This is a genomic window from Kitasatospora sp. NPDC093806 (genome assembly GCF_040683335.1).
Lineage (GTDB): Bacteria > Actinomycetota > Actinomycetes > Streptomycetales > Streptomycetaceae > Kitasatospora.
The window spans coordinates 1-14,080 of the sequence record NZ_JBFBDO010000001.1; the positions used below are offsets into that span (position 1 = coordinate 1).

General features: G+C 74.0%; 11 protein-coding genes. 2 read left to right on the plus strand and 9 right to left on the minus strand.

The features are described from left to right. Both AB0N76_RS00005 and AB0N76_RS00010 read right to left on the minus strand, forming a co-directional pair. On the minus strand, positions 1-1,063 hold a 1,063-nt coding region (locus AB0N76_RS00005; protein ID WP_363551791.1), incomplete at its 3' end, for a serine/threonine-protein kinase. 122 nt (positions 1,064-1,185) lie between these two features. Next, a complete protein-coding gene (locus AB0N76_RS00010; protein WP_363551793.1) occupies positions 1,186-2,088 on the minus strand; it encodes a menaquinone biosynthesis protein in 903 nt (300 codons plus the stop codon). Positions 2,089-2,445: 357 nt separating this feature from the next. Between AB0N76_RS00010 and AB0N76_RS00015 the strand changes: the two genes are divergently transcribed. After that, positions 2,446-2,649: a cold-shock protein gene (locus AB0N76_RS00015; protein WP_363551795.1), complete on the plus strand. Its 204-nt coding sequence runs from the start codon at positions 2,446-2,448 to the stop codon at positions 2,647-2,649. 233 nt (positions 2,650-2,882) lie between these two features. Here AB0N76_RS00015 and AB0N76_RS00020 read toward each other — a convergent pair whose 3' ends face one another. Beyond that, positions 2,883-4,229: a dicarboxylate/amino acid:cation symporter gene (locus AB0N76_RS00020; RefSeq protein ID WP_363551797.1), complete on the minus strand. Its 1,347-nt coding sequence runs from the start codon at positions 4,227-4,229 to the stop codon at positions 2,883-2,885. A 379-nt stretch (positions 4,230-4,608) separates the two neighbouring features. On the opposite strand from AB0N76_RS00020, the gene AB0N76_RS00025 reads away from it, so the two are divergent. Further along, a complete protein-coding gene (locus tag AB0N76_RS00025; protein WP_363551799.1) occupies positions 4,609-5,832 on the plus strand; it encodes an MFS transporter in 1,224 nt (407 codons plus the stop codon). Between the two features lie 118 nt (positions 5,833-5,950). Here AB0N76_RS00025 and AB0N76_RS00030 read toward each other — a convergent pair whose 3' ends face one another. The 6 genes from AB0N76_RS00030 to AB0N76_RS00055 all read right to left on the minus strand — a co-directional run bounded on the left by AB0N76_RS00030 (position 5,951) and on the right by AB0N76_RS00055 (position 14,027). After that, a complete protein-coding gene (locus tag AB0N76_RS00030; protein ID WP_363551801.1) occupies positions 5,951-9,310 on the minus strand; it encodes an SdrD B-like domain-containing protein in 3,360 nt (1,119 codons plus the stop codon). A 132-nt stretch (positions 9,311-9,442) separates the two neighbouring features. Further along, complete coding sequence (locus AB0N76_RS00035) at positions 9,443-10,513, minus strand: LacI family DNA-binding transcriptional regulator (RefSeq protein WP_363551803.1); 1,071 nt, start codon at positions 10,511-10,513, stop codon at positions 9,443-9,445. Between the two features lie 11 nt (positions 10,514-10,524). Continuing rightward, the gene (locus AB0N76_RS00040) at positions 10,525-10,899 is read right to left on the minus strand and encodes a DUF4229 domain-containing protein (RefSeq protein ID WP_363551805.1); all 375 of its coding nucleotides are present in this window, start codon (positions 10,897-10,899) and stop codon (positions 10,525-10,527) included. Between the two features lie 113 nt (positions 10,900-11,012). Next, positions 11,013-11,540, minus strand: coding sequence for a GNAT family N-acetyltransferase (locus AB0N76_RS00045; RefSeq protein WP_363551807.1), 528 nt, complete (start codon positions 11,538-11,540; stop codon positions 11,013-11,015). A gap of 22 nt (positions 11,541-11,562) precedes the next feature. Continuing rightward, entirely contained in the window at positions 11,563-12,864 is a 1,302-nt protein-coding gene (locus AB0N76_RS00050) for an MFS transporter (RefSeq protein WP_363552219.1), read from the minus strand. Positions 12,865-13,481: 617 nt separating this feature from the next. Next, positions 13,482-14,027, minus strand: a complete 546-nt coding sequence (locus tag AB0N76_RS00055) for an ATP-binding protein (RefSeq protein ID WP_363551809.1) — start codon at positions 14,025-14,027, stop codon at positions 13,482-13,484. Between the last annotated feature and the right edge of the window lie 53 nt (positions 14,028-14,080).

Consider the following 14,080-nt stretch of genomic DNA (forward strand, 5'->3'; position numbering starts at 1 on the left):
CGCGATCGTCTCGATCTACGCCCTCTTCGGGGTCGGCGAGTCGCTGCTCGCCCCCACCCTGGGCCCGATCGTCGCCGCCCTCCCCCGGCCCGGGCACCACCCCGCCGGGCACGAAGGTCGGCGTCCGCTCGGCCGCCGCGCCGCCGGAGCCGTCCTCCGCCTCCAGGTCGAGCAGCTGCACCGCGCTGCGCCCGACCGCCGCCGCCAGCGCCGGCGGCAGCCAGCCGCCGCGCCCCAGTCGGCCGACCGCCGAGCCGTCCGGGTCCAGCAGCTCGCGCAGCCGGCCCGGGGTCGGCCGGGCCGCCGGGTCCTTGGCCAGGCAGTCGAGCACGATCGAGCGCAGCGGCCCCGCGGCCAGCCCGGACAGGTCGGGCTCCTCGTGCACCACCCGGTAGAGCAGGACGGCGGCGCTCACCCCCTCGCCGAACGGGTGCACCCCGGTGGCCGCGTAGGCGAGCACCGCGCCGAACGAGAAGACGTCGCTGGGCGGCCCGGCCGGCCGCCCGTTCGCCTGTTCGGGGGACATGAAGCCGGGCGAGCCCACCACGAACCCGGACTGGGTGAGCCCGCTGCTGGCGTCCAGGGCCCGGGCGATGCCGAAGTCGATCAGCCGGGGGCCGTCCAGCGTGAGCAGCACGTTGGACGGCTTGACGTCGCGGTGGACCAGCCCGAGCCCGTGCACGTGCTCCAGCGCCTCGGCCAGCCCGGCGCCGAGCGTGCGCACGGCCGGCTCGGGCAGCGGCCCGTACTCGCGGACGGCGCCGCCGAGCGCGGGTCCGGCGACGTAGCCGGTGGCCACCCAGGGGTGCTCGCCCTCGGTGTCGGCGTCCAGGACGGGGGCCGTCCAGGCCCCGCCGACCCGGCGGGCGGCGGCCACCTCCTGCCGGAACCGGGCCCGGAACTCGGTGTCCTCGGCGAGCTCGCCGCGGACCACCTTGACCGCCACGGTGCGCCCGCCCGCCGTCCGGCCGAGGTAGACCCGGCCCATGCCGCCCGAGCCGAGCCGCCGCAGCAGCCGGTACCCGCCCACCTGGCGCGGGTCCTCCGCTCCCAGTGCCTGCATCCCCCGCACGCTCCCGTCACCCGGCCGGCCCCGCCGCCGGGGCCGTCGTCTCGCGTGCAGACGTTATCGGGCGGCGGGGCCGCGGCACGGCACAACCGGGGGATACCGCCACAACCCGGGGCTCAGGCCACCGGTTCCGGGGCCGGCTCCAGCAGCCGGACCGCCACGTCGGGCTCGAACCCGCTGTCGTGGGCGACCCGCCGGGCGAACTCGGCGACCCCGGCCAGCTGCCGCTCGCCGAGCGAGAAGTCCAGCGCCTCGCTGAAGTAGCGCTCCAGCACGCCCGCGTCGAACGCCTCCCAGCGGGCCGCGTGGGTGGCCACCTCGCGGGCCTCGACCAGCGAGAGGTCCCGGGACTCCAGGAAGGCGCGGTGCACCGCCGCGGTCAGCTCGGGGCGGCGTTCGGCGAAGTCGCGGCGGGCGGCCCAGACCGCGAAGACGAACGGCAGCCCGGTCCACTCCTTCCACATCTCGCCGAGGTCGTGCACGGTGAGGCCCTGGGCGGCGGCCTGGCCGAGGCAGGCGCGCAGCGCCGGGTCCCCGATCAGGACGGCCGCGTCGGCGTCGGCGAGCATCGCGTCCAGGTCGGGCGGGCTGGCGAAGTACACCGGCCGCACCCCTTCGCGCTCCTCCAGCAGCAGCCGGGCGAGCCGGACCGAGGTCCGGCTGGTGGAGCCGAGGGCGACCCGCCGGCCGTCCAGCTCGGCCAGCGGCACCTTGCTGACGATCACGCAGGACATCACCGGGCCGTCGCTGCCCACCGCGATGTCCGGCAGCACGAGCAGTTCGTCCGCGTGGCGCAGGTACTCCACACAGGTGATCGGGCCGATGTCGAGCGAGCCGTCGACCAGCTGGTCGCTCAGCTTCTCCGGGGTGTCCTTGGTGAGGTCGAGATCGAGCAGATTGCCGGTCCTGGCCAGGCCCCAGTAGAGGGGTACGCAGTTCAGGAACTGAATGTGCCCGACCCGCGGCCGTACCGGGGTGTTCTCCCGGGGCTCCCGCGTTTCGGCGTCCGGTGCTGCCACTGCGCCGCTCCCTTGCTGTTCGTGCGCTTCCCCGCAGGGTATGCCCGGTGTTCCGGAAGCCCCGCACCGGCCTTCCGACACGCACCGTGTCGATGTCCCCAACGGCCTTACGACACGCGCGGTCCAGCCCGCAAGTCACCCCTGGTCGTCACAGCAGCCGCATGCTAGCGTTGCCCTCAGTTGCAGTTTGATTCCCCTTGCAGTACTTGAAGCCTGCGGAGCATGTAACCGCAGGCTTTTTGTAGTTTTTCAGCAATATCGAAAAACTCCGGACCCGTCCGGAGGCAGGGCGATCAGCGCAGCGGACCGGTTGCCACACGGTGTGGCACCCGACACGTCCCTCGCAAGGAGAACGGCATGGCCACGGGAACCGTCAAGTGGTTCAACGCTGAGAAGGGCTTCGGCTTCATCGCTCAGGAGGGCGGCGGCCCCGACGTCTTCGTCCACTACTCCGCCATCAACGCGAGCGGCTTCCGCTCGCTGGAGGAGAACCAGGCGGTCAGCTTCGACGTCACCCAGGGTCCGAAGGGCCCGCAGGCGGAGAACGTCACTCTTGTCTGACATCCTCTGATGATCTGATCGCTCGGGACCCCCACGGGTCCGCCGACGGCCGCCCGGCCGTCACCATGAGCACAGAAGCAGTACCCAAGGGGGCCCCCGTTCTCGGTGGGCCCCCTGCCTTTTCCCCTGCCTTTTCCCCGGCGCTCCACCGGCCGGGCGCGCGCACGCCAACGGGCCCGCTCCCCGGGTGGGGGCGGGCCCGTCGGCGTCGTGGAGCGGCAGGCCGCTCGGCGTCAGGCCGTGGCGGTGGCCGTCGTGCCGGAGGCCTGGACCGGGACGGTGGCCGCCGGACCGTCGAGCAGGTCGCCGGTCGGGTTGTTGTAGGCGGCCAGGTCGAGGGTCTTCTCGCGGGCCGCGACCAGGATCGGCACCAGCGCCTGACCGGCGACGTTGGTCGCGGTGCGCATCATGTCGAGGATCGGGTCGATGGCCAGCAGCAGGCCGACGCCCTCCAGCGGCAGGCCCAGGGTGGAGAGGGTCAGCGTCAGCATGACGATCGCACCGGTGAGACCGGCGGTGGCCGCCGAGCCGATCACCGAGACGAAGGCGATCAGCACGTAGTCCTTGATGCCGAGGTCGATGCCGTACACCTGGGCGACGAAGATCGCGGCCAGCGACGGGTAGATCGCGGCGCAGCCGTCCATCTTGGTGGTCGCCCCGAACGGGACGGCGAAGCTCGCGTACTCGCTCGGGACGCCGAGCCGCTCGGTGACCCGGCGGGTGACCGGCAGGGTGCCGACCGAGGAGCGGGAGACGAAGGCCAGCTGGATGGCCGGCCAGGCGCCCTTGAAGAAGTTGAGCGGGTTGAGCCCGGCGGCGAACCGCAGCAGCAGCGAGTAGACGCCGAACATCACCAGGGCGCAGCCGACGTAGATGTCGACGGTCAGCGTCGCGAACGGCTCCAGCAGGTCCCAGCCGTACTTGGCGACCGACTTGCCGATCAGGCCGAGGGTGCCGAGCGGCGACAGGCGGATGACCCACCACAGCGCGGTCTGGACCAGCTCCAGCACCGACTCGCTGAGCTTGAGGACCGGCTCGGCCTTGGCGCCGAGCTTGATGATCGCGGCACCGGCCACGATCGCCAGGAAGACGATCTGCAGGACCTCGACCTCGGTGAACGCGGTCACGATGTTGGTCGGGAAGATCCCGGTCAGGAAGTCGATCCAGCTGCCGGTGGACTTCGGCGGCTTGAGGCCCTCGGTCTTGAGGCTGGTGCCCTCGCCGGGGTTGGTCAGCAGGCCGAGGCCGAGGCCGATGGCGACCGCGATCAGCGAGGTGACGGCGAACCAGAGCAGCGTGCGGACGGCCAGCCGGGCCGCGTTGGTGACGTTGCGCAGGTTGGCGACGCTCACCAGGATCGCGGTGAAGACCAGCGGCGGGACGGCGAGCTTCAGCAGCTGGACGAAGGTCTTGCCGATCGTCTCCAGGGTGGTGGCCAGCCAGGAGATGTCGGCCTCGCGGGCCAGGTAGCCGAGACCCGCGCCGAGCACGAGGCCGGCGACGATCTGGGCCCAGAACGGGGTCCTGCGGATTCTCGCGAAGACGGACGGCGACGAGGTCGCCTCGGGCGCTGTGGACATGACGGTGCGGCTCCGGGGGAGGCGTTGCTGACGGTGAGGCGGGGCGGGAACGGCGGCACGGCGCGGTGGCCGGACGGGGAGGTACCGGCCCCGGTCAGGGGCGTGCCGCCGGAATACAGCTCATGGCGCGACAGGCGCGCGGGCTGTCCACAGCACCGGGCAGACGGCACCCGCGGGCGGCGCCGGGCTGCGAGCCCAGGCCGTGCGTCCGGAGTGCGTCTGAGGTGGTCATGGCCGACACGTTAGCAGCAAAGGTTTGAGATGTTCAAAGTAGTTGTTTGAGTTCCGGACACCTCATCCTTTTGACCGGTCAACGGTTATACGTATAACTTGGACGGTGACCCCGCCCGCCAGCCGCCCAGACCGGAGAACCCCGCCCATGGGCTACCTCGCCCTGCTCCGCGCCCCGCACGTCGGCCGCCTGCTCTTCGGCACCCTGCTCGGCCGCCTCCCGGCCGGCATGACCGCCCTGGTCATCGCCCTCGCCCTGCGCGAGGCCGACGCGCCGTACAGCCGGATCGGGCTGGCCACCGCCGCCTACGCGATCGCGGCGGCGATCGGCGGACCGGTGCTCGGCCGGATCGTGGACCGCACCGGACAGCCGCGCGTCCTGCTCGCCGCCGCCGTGGTGGCCGGCGCCGGGTACGCCCTGCTCGCGCTGGCCCCGGGCTCGGCGCTGGCCGCCCCGCTCGGCGCCGCGATCGCCGGACTGGCGATGCCGCCGCTCGAACCCTGCCTGCGCTCACTCTGGCCGGACGTCGTCGAGGAGGAGCAGCTCGACACCGCCTACGCCTTCGACTCCGCCTCGCAGCAGATCCTCTACGTCGCCGGACCGCTCGCGGTGGCCGGCATCGCGGGCACCGTCGGCCCGGTCGTGGCGCTCTGGGTGGCGGCCGGACTGGGCCTGGCCGGGGCGCTCGTGGTCGCCACCACCGCTCCCGCCCGGGCCTGGCAGGCCCCGCCGCGCGAGCACTCGGCCGGTCTGCTCGGCCCGCTCCGCTCCCCCGGCCTGGTCCTGCTGCTGATCGGCCTGGCCGGCGCCGGCTGGGCGGTCGGCGCGCAGAACGTGCTGTTCATCGCGTACGCGGAGGCCCACGAGACGAACGGCCTGCCCGGCGGCGCGGGCACCCTGCTGGCGCTGGCCGCGCTCGGCGGCCTGCTCGGCGCGCTCGGCTACGGCGCGGTGAAGTGGCGCAGTTCCACCGCGAGCCGCACCTGGGTGATGGCGCTCGGCATGGCCGTCAGCTACCTGCCGCTGGTGCTGGTCCCGGGACCGGCCGCGATGGCCGCCCTGGCCTTCCTCTCCGGGATCGCGCTGGCCCCGCTGCTGGCGGCGGCCTTCGTGCTGGTCGCCGAGCTGGCCCCGGTCGGCACCGTGACCGAGGCCTTCGCCTGGCTGGTCACGCTGTTCGCGACCGGCAACTCGCTCGGCTACGCGGTCTCCGGCCACCTCGCGGAGGGGTCGCTGCGCTCGGTGGCGCTCTGCGCGGCGGGCGGGATCGGGCTGGGCGCGGTGCTGCTGTTCGGCGCCCGCCGCTGGTTCCGCCCGGCGGCCGCGCCGGTGGCCGCCGCCCGGCTCGCCGAACCGGTGCCGGTCGGCTGAACTCGGCTGAACCCCGCTCCCGCGCGGAGCTCCCCCCATGGACGTGGCAGCGCCCGCCGGGCCGGTGGTCTGGCCGACGGGCGCTGTCACTTTTTCAGTTGTGCCTACCGCTCACTGCTCAGCTGTGGCGGCCGCGACCTCCCCAGGCGACCAGGGCGAGCAGCAGGCCCGCGCCGAGGGTGAGGGCCCCGACGACACCCAGCAGGGTGCCGAGTCCGCCACCGGTGTCGGGCAGTTCACCGCCGTGGCCGTGGTGCGAGTGGGTCGGCTCGGGGTGCTGCGAGTGCGTCGGCTCGGGCGAGTGGGTCGGCTCCGGCGAGTGGGTGGGCGTCGGCGAGTGCGTCGGCTCCGGCGAATGGGTCGGGCTCGGCGTCGGGGTCACCGTCGGCGAGGGGGTCGGCGTCACCGTCGGCGACGGCGACGGCGACGGCGACGGGGACGGGGACGGGGACGGCGAGGGCGAGGGCGACGGGGAGGGCTCCGGCGGGAGCACCAGCCCGAGGTCCAGGTCCAGGTCCCGCGCCCCGCCCGCCAGCGTGACGGTCTGCGTCACCCCGGTCGCCGGGTCCGCGTCCGAGTCCAGCGCCCGGTCCGTACCCGCGGCCCGCTTGGTCACCGTGGCGTCCTTGGGCAGCGTGGTGAGGTCGAACCGCACCGCGTACACCCCGTCCGGCAGCCGCTCGAACAGGTAGTGCCCGCTCGCGTCGGTCACCGTGGCGACCGCGTTGCCGGCCTTGTCCCGGACCACCCGGCCCTCGCCGTCCAGCAGTTCGACCCGGACGCCGGGCACCCCGGGCTCGCCGGGCTGCTGGATGCCGTCCGCGTTCAGGTCGCTCCAGACGAAGTCGCCCAGCGCGTTGGCCGGCGGGACGGCCTGGTCGATGCCGACGCCGACCTTGGCCGGCTCGGCGGGCAGGAACGGGCGGCCGTTGGCGTCGGTCGCGGTGTAGGCGAAGCTGTTCCAGGCGAACTCGTCCGGGCCGGCGTCGAACGAGGCGACCATCGGCCAGGTGAGCATGAAGCTCTCCCCGGGCGCGAGCGTGCCCGGCCGGTGCACCCGGAACCAGGTGGTGACGCCCGGGCCGGGGAACGCGGTGCTCCACTGCGCGGCGGCGTCGCACGGGCCGGGCACGGCGAAGTCGGCCGGCAGACAGGGGTTGGGCGAGGTGGTGTACTCGATCACCACGGTCGGGTCGCTGGAGGTCAGCGGCTCGACCAGGGACGGCGCCCAGGCGGAGCCGCGCGGGACGTCCGGGCGCAGCACGTAGCCGTCACCGGGGGTGGGCAGCTTGTCGTACGCGAGGAACTCGGTGACCGGGTCGGCCGAGTCGTTGCGGACGGTCAGCCGGTAGGAGATGCCGCCGCCGGGCCGGGTGGTGCCGGTGCTGGCGTAGTCGGGGTCGAGGTCGCCCTTGACCTCCTTGTACGACCGCAGCACGGCCGGCACCTGCACCTCGACCTGCGAGGAGGCCCGGCACATGGTCTCGGTGGTGTCGCCGTCCTTGTCGATGTCCTGGGCGTCCACCGCGCCGCTGTCGCTGCCGAAGTAGAAGCAGGCGACCGGGTCGCCGGCGCCCTCGGCGGTGACGTACACGTCGTTGGTGAGGGTGCCGGGCTTGGCGCTGCCGGCCACCTGGACGTCGATCAGGGTCCGGTAGGCCCGGTGGTCGTTCAGGTACATCATGTCGGGGCTGCCGGCCGGCCAGGTCAGCTTGAGCAGTTGGCGGCCGTCCGGCCCGGGGAGCATCGCGACCGACTCCGGGGCCACCGACTCGGCGTAGGCCGGGTCGCGCCGGGCGCTGCCGTCGACGTACACCATGCCGGGCGGCAGCAGGTCGTAGAGGACCAGCGGCCGGTCGAGGGTGCGGCCGGTCCGGTTGTACGGGGCGATCTGGAAGGTGGCGATCCCGCCGGGCGAGAGCACCGCGCCGGACACCGTGGTCTTGGTCGCGCCCAGGTTGGTGGCGGCGGTGACGGTGTTGTCGGCGCAGGCGTTGGCGGTCGCCGTGGCGCCGCCCGCGTCGGTGCCGACCGCGTCGAGGCAGTTGTGCAGCGGGACGGGCGCCGGCCGGCCGTCGTGGCCGGGGGTGATGACCTGGGCGAGCACCTGGACCGAGTTGCCGGGGCTCCAGCCGCTGGGGATCGGGCCGGTCCAGCTGAACCGCAGGCCGTCGAGGTAGCGGCCGGCCGGGATGCCGAGCACGTCGTTGGCCGGGTCGCCGGCGCCCGCGGCGAAGGTGATCCGCCGGCTGCTGGAACCGTTCAGCGGGCTGCCCGGGGTGAAGGCCTGCCAGGTCGGGTCGCCGTCCAGCCGGTATTCCAGCGCCAGGTTGATGCTGGTGGGGTTCCACGCCTCCAGCTGGATGGACTGCGGGATCAGCCAGTTGTACAGGTTGGCGGTGGTGCCCGTGCCCGGGTCGGTCAGCACCAGGCTGGTGACCGGGTCGGCGTTGTTGCTCACCCGCAGGCTGAACGAGGAGAGGTCGCCGGAGACCGTCCGGTCCTGCCACACCTTGGAGGCGCCGATCTGGACGCCGGTGACCGGCGGCTGGAAGGTCGGGGTCTCGGCGGTGGCGGTGGACAGGTCGCGCTGCGCGTCGGGGCCCAGCGGATCGCCCTGGAGGGTCACCGTGTTGGTGGAGGTGGTGCCGCTCGGGAAGGTCGGGTCGGGGTAGTTGACCACCAGGACACCGGGGACCCGGCAGCCGGCCTGGCCGTTGCCGGCCCGGAAGGCACCGATGTCGAAGACCCAGGTGGTGGAGCCGGCCGGGTCGTTGACCCAGCCCGGCGAGCGGCTGGTGTCGACCACCGCGCCGGCCGGCAGGGTGTCGACCAGCCGGCTGCTGTCCAGGTCGACGTTGGGCACATTGGCGGTGGAGCAGGCGCTGAACTGGTAGGTGACCGAGCGGCCGTCCTGGCTGCTGGTCTGCACGCCCTTGGTGGTGGTGTAGCTGGGCTGGACCACCGCGGTGGTGGTGGCGGTGCCGGTCTGCGGCATCTCGCCGTCGGCCGTGAGGGTGGCCGAGTTGGTGCTCTGGGTGCCGTTCGGGGTGGTGAAGTTGGGGTAGCGCAGCACCACGTTGATGGTGGCGGTGGTGCCCGGGGGGAGTGTCAGCAGCTTGGCGGTGAGGGTGCCGCCCTGGCTTCCGGCGGCCGGGACGGTGGAGTTGGGGACGTCGACCGTGGAGGCGTCCGGGGTCCAGCCGACGAACTCCATCCCGGCCGGGAGGACGTCGCTGATCTGGCCGTTGGCGCACTCGGTGACCGAGCAGGTGTAGCGCAGCGTGTAGGTGACGTTCTCGCCGGGCACCGGGTTGGGCTTGTCCACCGTCTTGGTGAAGGAGACGGCGGCCTGGGCGGGCGGGGCGGTCAGGGTACCGGTCAGCAGGGTGCCGCCGATCAGGCCGAGCGCGGCGGCGAGGCGCGGCAGGCGCGACGGCCCGGGGAGCCGTGGGAGTTTGGGTCTGGACGTCCGCATAGGCGGAATCTCATCGTCCGTTAATCCACTCAACGTGTCGCCGCGAGGCGGTATGACGATCTTTCACCCGTCCGGATCAGCCCGAACGGACGAACCCTGACGCGGACGGACGACCGGCGGTCGGCCCGACGGTCAGCTCCCGACCGGCCCCGGCGCGGTGGAGGAGCGCAACACCAGCGAGGTGGCGAGCGGCGCCACCGGGGCGACCGGCTCGCCCCGGAGCAGCCCGGCGAGCGCCGCCACCCCGGCCCGGCCGAGCTCCTCGCCCGGCAGGTCGACGGTGGTCAGCGGCGGGGCGAGCAGCGCGGCCACCGGGACATTGTCGATGCCGACCACCGAGAGGTCGCCGGGCACCCGCAGCCCGCGCTCGGCGGCGGCCTGGTAGACGCCGGAGGCGACCACGTCGTCGTCGCAGATCACCGCGTGCGGTCGGGCCGGGTCGGCGAGCAGCCGGTGGGCGACCTCGCGGGCGGCGGACTGGCCCTCGTTCAGGCTGACGCCCAGTTCGAGGACGTCCAGGCCGAGCGCGCGGACGGCCTCCTCGAAGGCGGCCTGCCGGACCCGGAAGGTGTAGGCGGCGTGGGTGGAGCGGAGCCGGCCGATCCGCCGGTGGCCGAGCCCGGCCAGGTGCTCGACGGCGGCCCGCATGCCCCCGGCCACGTCCAGCTCGACGGTCGGCCGGGCCCGGTCGGTGCCCGGGTCGGCGTCCAGGAAGACGGCGGGGGTGTCGGCGGGCAGGTCGCCGAGCTGGCTGTCGTCCGGGGAGCAGATCAGCAGGCCGTCGAAGCGGCTGGTGGTGGCGGCCTCGGCGAGCGTGGCGCTCCCCCAGCCGGAGCTGACCACGACGGCCAGGCCGTGTTTGCCGGCCTCCTCGTGGACGCCCTCCAGGACCCGGCCGAAGAACGGGCCGAGGATGTTCGGCACGGCCAGCAGGATCATGCCGCTGCGGCCCAGCCGCAGCTGCCGGCCGGCCGCCTGCGGGCGGTAGCCGAGGCCGCGGGCGGCCTCCCGGACCCGCTCGCGGGTGGCCTCGGAGACCCGGCGGCCGGCCTCGGAACCGGAGAACACCAGCGAGACGGTCGCCTGCGAGACCCCGGCGAGCCGGGCGACGTCCCGGCCGGTGGGGCGGCGGACCGGGGCCGGCCAGGTCCCGGCGGCCGGCCGCTCGGGCTGCTCCGGCCGCTCGGGCTGCTTCTCCGGCACGGCGGGGCGGGTCAGTTCTGCGGGGCGGAGGCGGCGGAGCCGGGGGCGGCGGCCCGGGCGGCCGCGGCGCGGGCGGCGTCGTCCGCGGCGTCCTCCTCGGCGTTCTGCGCGGCGATCTTCGAGGCCGTCCGGGTGCGGATGCCGTCCACCTTGCCGGAGATCGCGGCCGACATCTCGTCGCGCTGGCGGCTGAGCAGGACGTAGCTGAGCGGCGCCGAGACGATCGCGGCCAGCAGGAAGAGGAAGATCACGCCCGCCTCGCCGCTGACCGGGATCACCCCGAAGTGTCCGAGCAGCAGCGCGATCAGCAGGCAGGCGAGGAAGATGGAGACCCGCATGGAGGTGTAGCGGAGCGTGGCGTTCGGCTTCTTGCTCACATTGCTCACCGGGGACACATCCTTCTCTGCGCTGGGGGGACCGGGCCGGTCTCCCAGTGAAGCATGCCTGACGGGACCGGCAGGGGTGGACCCCTCCGACCCCGCCCGCCGGTCCGGCCCGATCAGCGCAGGTCGAGCCACATCGTGACGTCGTCGCGGTCGTCGCCGGGCCCGACCCGGATGGTGCCGGGCACCCGGCCGACCTCGACGTAGCCGCTGCGGCCGTAGAACGACTCCAGCCCGAGCCCGCCGCGCAGGTAGAGCCGCAGACCGGCCAGCCCCCACTCCCGGGCGACCCGCTCGGTCTCGGCCAGCAGCGCCGAACCGTAGCCGCGCCCCTGGAAGTCCGGGTGGACCATCACCCGGGTGAGCAGCCGCCAGTGGTCCATCGGCTCGAACCGCATCGACTCGAAGACCAGCAGCGCGGCGAGCCGCCCGCTCTCCGCCTCCCGGGCCACCAGCAGCCGGTCCGGCCCGGCCGGCGCGATCCCGGCGAACTGCTTCTCCGCGGCGACCCACACCTCTTCCTCGGTCACCGGCCGGACGAAGCCGACCGCCCCGCCCGCGTTGCTGGCGGCCGTCCACAGGGCGGTGATCTCGGCGCGCAGCCCGGGGTCGAGTTCGGGGTCGAGGGTGAAGATCAGCGTCATGGTCCCGCAGCCTAGCCGCCCCTTACGACAACGCCGGAACGGTCCGCTCGGGCCCGGCCGTCGCCGTCCGCAGCGCCAGGCAGAGCAGCACCGCGACCGCGCACAGCCCGCCGGCCGCGTACCAGCTGAGGTCGTAGTTCCCGAGCGCGTCCCGGGCGAAGCCGGCCAGGCCCGCGACCACCGCGGCGCCGATCTGGTGGCCGGCCAGCGCCCAGCCGTAGACGATCGGCGCGTCCTCGCCGAAGTGCCGGCGGCAGAGCGCGACGGTCGGCGGCACGGTGGCCACCCAGTCCAGCCCGTAGAAGACGATGAAGGCCAGGATCGGCGGCTCCAGCGAGCCCGCGAACAGCTGCGGCAGCAGGAACAGCGAGAGCCCGCGCAGCGCGTAGTAGACGATCAGCAGCCGCTCGGCCGGGAAGCGGTCGGTGAACCAGCCGCTGGCGATGGTGCCGACCACGTCGAACACGCCGACCAGCGCCAGCAGGCTCGCCGCCGTGGTGACCGGCATGCCGTGGTCGTGGGCGGCCGGGATGAAGTGGGTGCCGACCAGCCCGGCGGTGGTCGCGCCGCAGATCGCGAAGGAGCCGGCCAGCAGCCAGAACGCCCGGCTCCGGGCGGCCTCCCGGAGCACCCGCAGCGAACGGGCCAGCGCCCGCCCGCCGACCGCCGGGGCCGGCTCCCCCTCGGTCGCCCCGTACGGGAGCAGGCCGAGGTCGGCGGGCCGCTCGCGCATCAGCAGCAGCACCGGGACGGCGACCGCGCTGGCCGCCAGCGAGACCACCACGACGGCCGAGCGCCAGCCGTGCTCCTCCACCAGCCAGGCGCCGAGCGGCAGGAAGACCAGGTTGCCCGCCGCGCCGGCCGCCGTCAGCGCCCCGGTGACCAGCCCCTGCCGGGCCCGGAACCAGCGGCCGGTGATCGTGGTCGCGAACGCGCCCGCCATCGAGCCGCTGCCCAGGCCGACCAACACGCCCCAGCAGAGCATCAGTTGCCACGGCTCGCGCATCAGCATGGTGAGTCCCGAGCCGACCGAGATGGTCAGCAGCGCGCAGACCACGACCAGCCGGACGCCGAACCGGTCCATCAGGGCGGCGGCGAACGGCGCGGTGAGGCCGTAGAGGGTCAGGTTGACCGAGGTGGCGGCGGATATCGTGCCCATCGACCAGCCGAACTCGGTGTGCAGCGCGTCCATCATCAGGCTGGGCGTGGAGCGGAATCCGGCCGAACCGAGCAGCACCAGCAGCGAGACGGCGGCCACCACCCAGGCGTAGTGCAGCCGGGGACCGCGGGCGGGGAGAGGACCGGAGGTCGGGGCGGGGGCCACGTCCGCGGGGGCATTCGAGCATTCGTTCACCCGGCGAGTCTCCCGAAGGGGCCGGTGGGTCACGAGTGGCGGGACTGCCAGCTTTCATCGGTTTCGGGCCACCGGACCGGGGTGGCCGAAAAGGACCGCCCGCGGTGGGTGGATCGGACGGCGACCGGCCGCACGCACCCCGAGCGCGGCACGGTCGGCCGCCATCCGACCGCGGTGCACGGGCCCTGAACCCGTGCCACGCCCTCCGCACTCGCCAAGGAGCCAGCGCACGACCGGCCGGGACCCACGGCCCCCCTGCTGACGTGATCCCCCTGGACAGCAGCACCGCAGCGGCGTTCGGGTGTTCCCTCGGCGTCCCCTCGCAACGGAGCGCTGCACCCAAGCGTGATCAGTCGGATACGTCACGTCAATGGGTAGTCCGAAATTCGGAATGGTTGCGTCAGCTTTCGGCCCGGTGATCGCCGGGCCTGCGCGAGCGAGCCGAAGGGCCGCGCCGGTGCCGAAAGCGACCAGCGACCAGCGACCAGCGACCAGCGACCAGCGACCGACGCAGGAGGGAGTGCCGGAGTGAGGAGTGTCGGCGCCGGATCAGAGCGGCCCGGAGGCGAGCCGAGCGCCATCAGGAGTCACTGCGCGAGGGCGGCCCAGTCGACGGCGGCGAGCGGGTCGGCCGGGCGGGCGTCGGGGCTGATCTCGCACCAGACCCGCTTGCCCGAGCCGTCCGGGTACCAGCCCCAGCGGTCGCAGAGCAGCTCGACCAGCTCCAGGCCGCGCCCGTTGGTCGCGTCGCAGTCCGGTCCGGCGTGCCGGGGCGCGGGGGCCGCCTGGCTGGCGTCCGCGACCTCGACCCGCAGCGGGCCGACGGTCGCGGCCTCGCGCACCCGGGCGCACCCCGGTCCGTCCGGGGACGCCCCCGCCGTCCCGCCCGCCGCCCCACCCGCCGTCCCGCCCGGCGGCTCGCCCAGCGGGAAGCAGAGCCGCAGCACCGCCGGACAGCCGGTGTGCACCACGGCGTTGGTCACCAGCTCGGAGACCACCAGCACCACCGTCTCGGCGATCGGCGCGTCCGGGTCCACGCCGTGGTTGAGCAGCCGCGAGCGGACCCACCGACGGGCCCGGCCGACCTCGGCGGGATCCGCCTGCACCGCCAGCTGTACCTGAAGAACCTGCACCGCTCCACCACCTGCACTCGCAGTTCGGCCATCGTCTCGACCGGGCCCTGGTC

Bases quoted from the DNA above. Each gene is read 5' to 3' on its own strand.
- AB0N76_RS00045 (WP_363551807.1), bottom strand. From the start codon at position 11,540: ATGACGCTGATCTTCACCCTCGACCCCGAACTCGACCCCGGGCTGCGC.
- AB0N76_RS00025 (WP_363551799.1), top strand. From the start codon at position 4,609: ATGGGCTACCTCGCCCTGCTCCGCGCCCCGCACGTCGGCCGCCTGCTC.
- AB0N76_RS00015 (WP_363551795.1), top strand. From the start codon at position 2,446: ATGGCCACGGGAACCGTCAAGTGGTTCAACGCTGAGAAGGGCTTCGGC.
- AB0N76_RS00030 (WP_363551801.1), bottom strand. From the start codon at position 9,310: ATGCGGACGTCCAGACCCAAACTCCCACGGCTCCCCGGGCCGTCGCGC.
- AB0N76_RS00020 (WP_363551797.1), bottom strand. From the start codon at position 4,229: ATGTCCACAGCGCCCGAGGCGACCTCGTCGCCGTCCGTCTTCGCGAGA.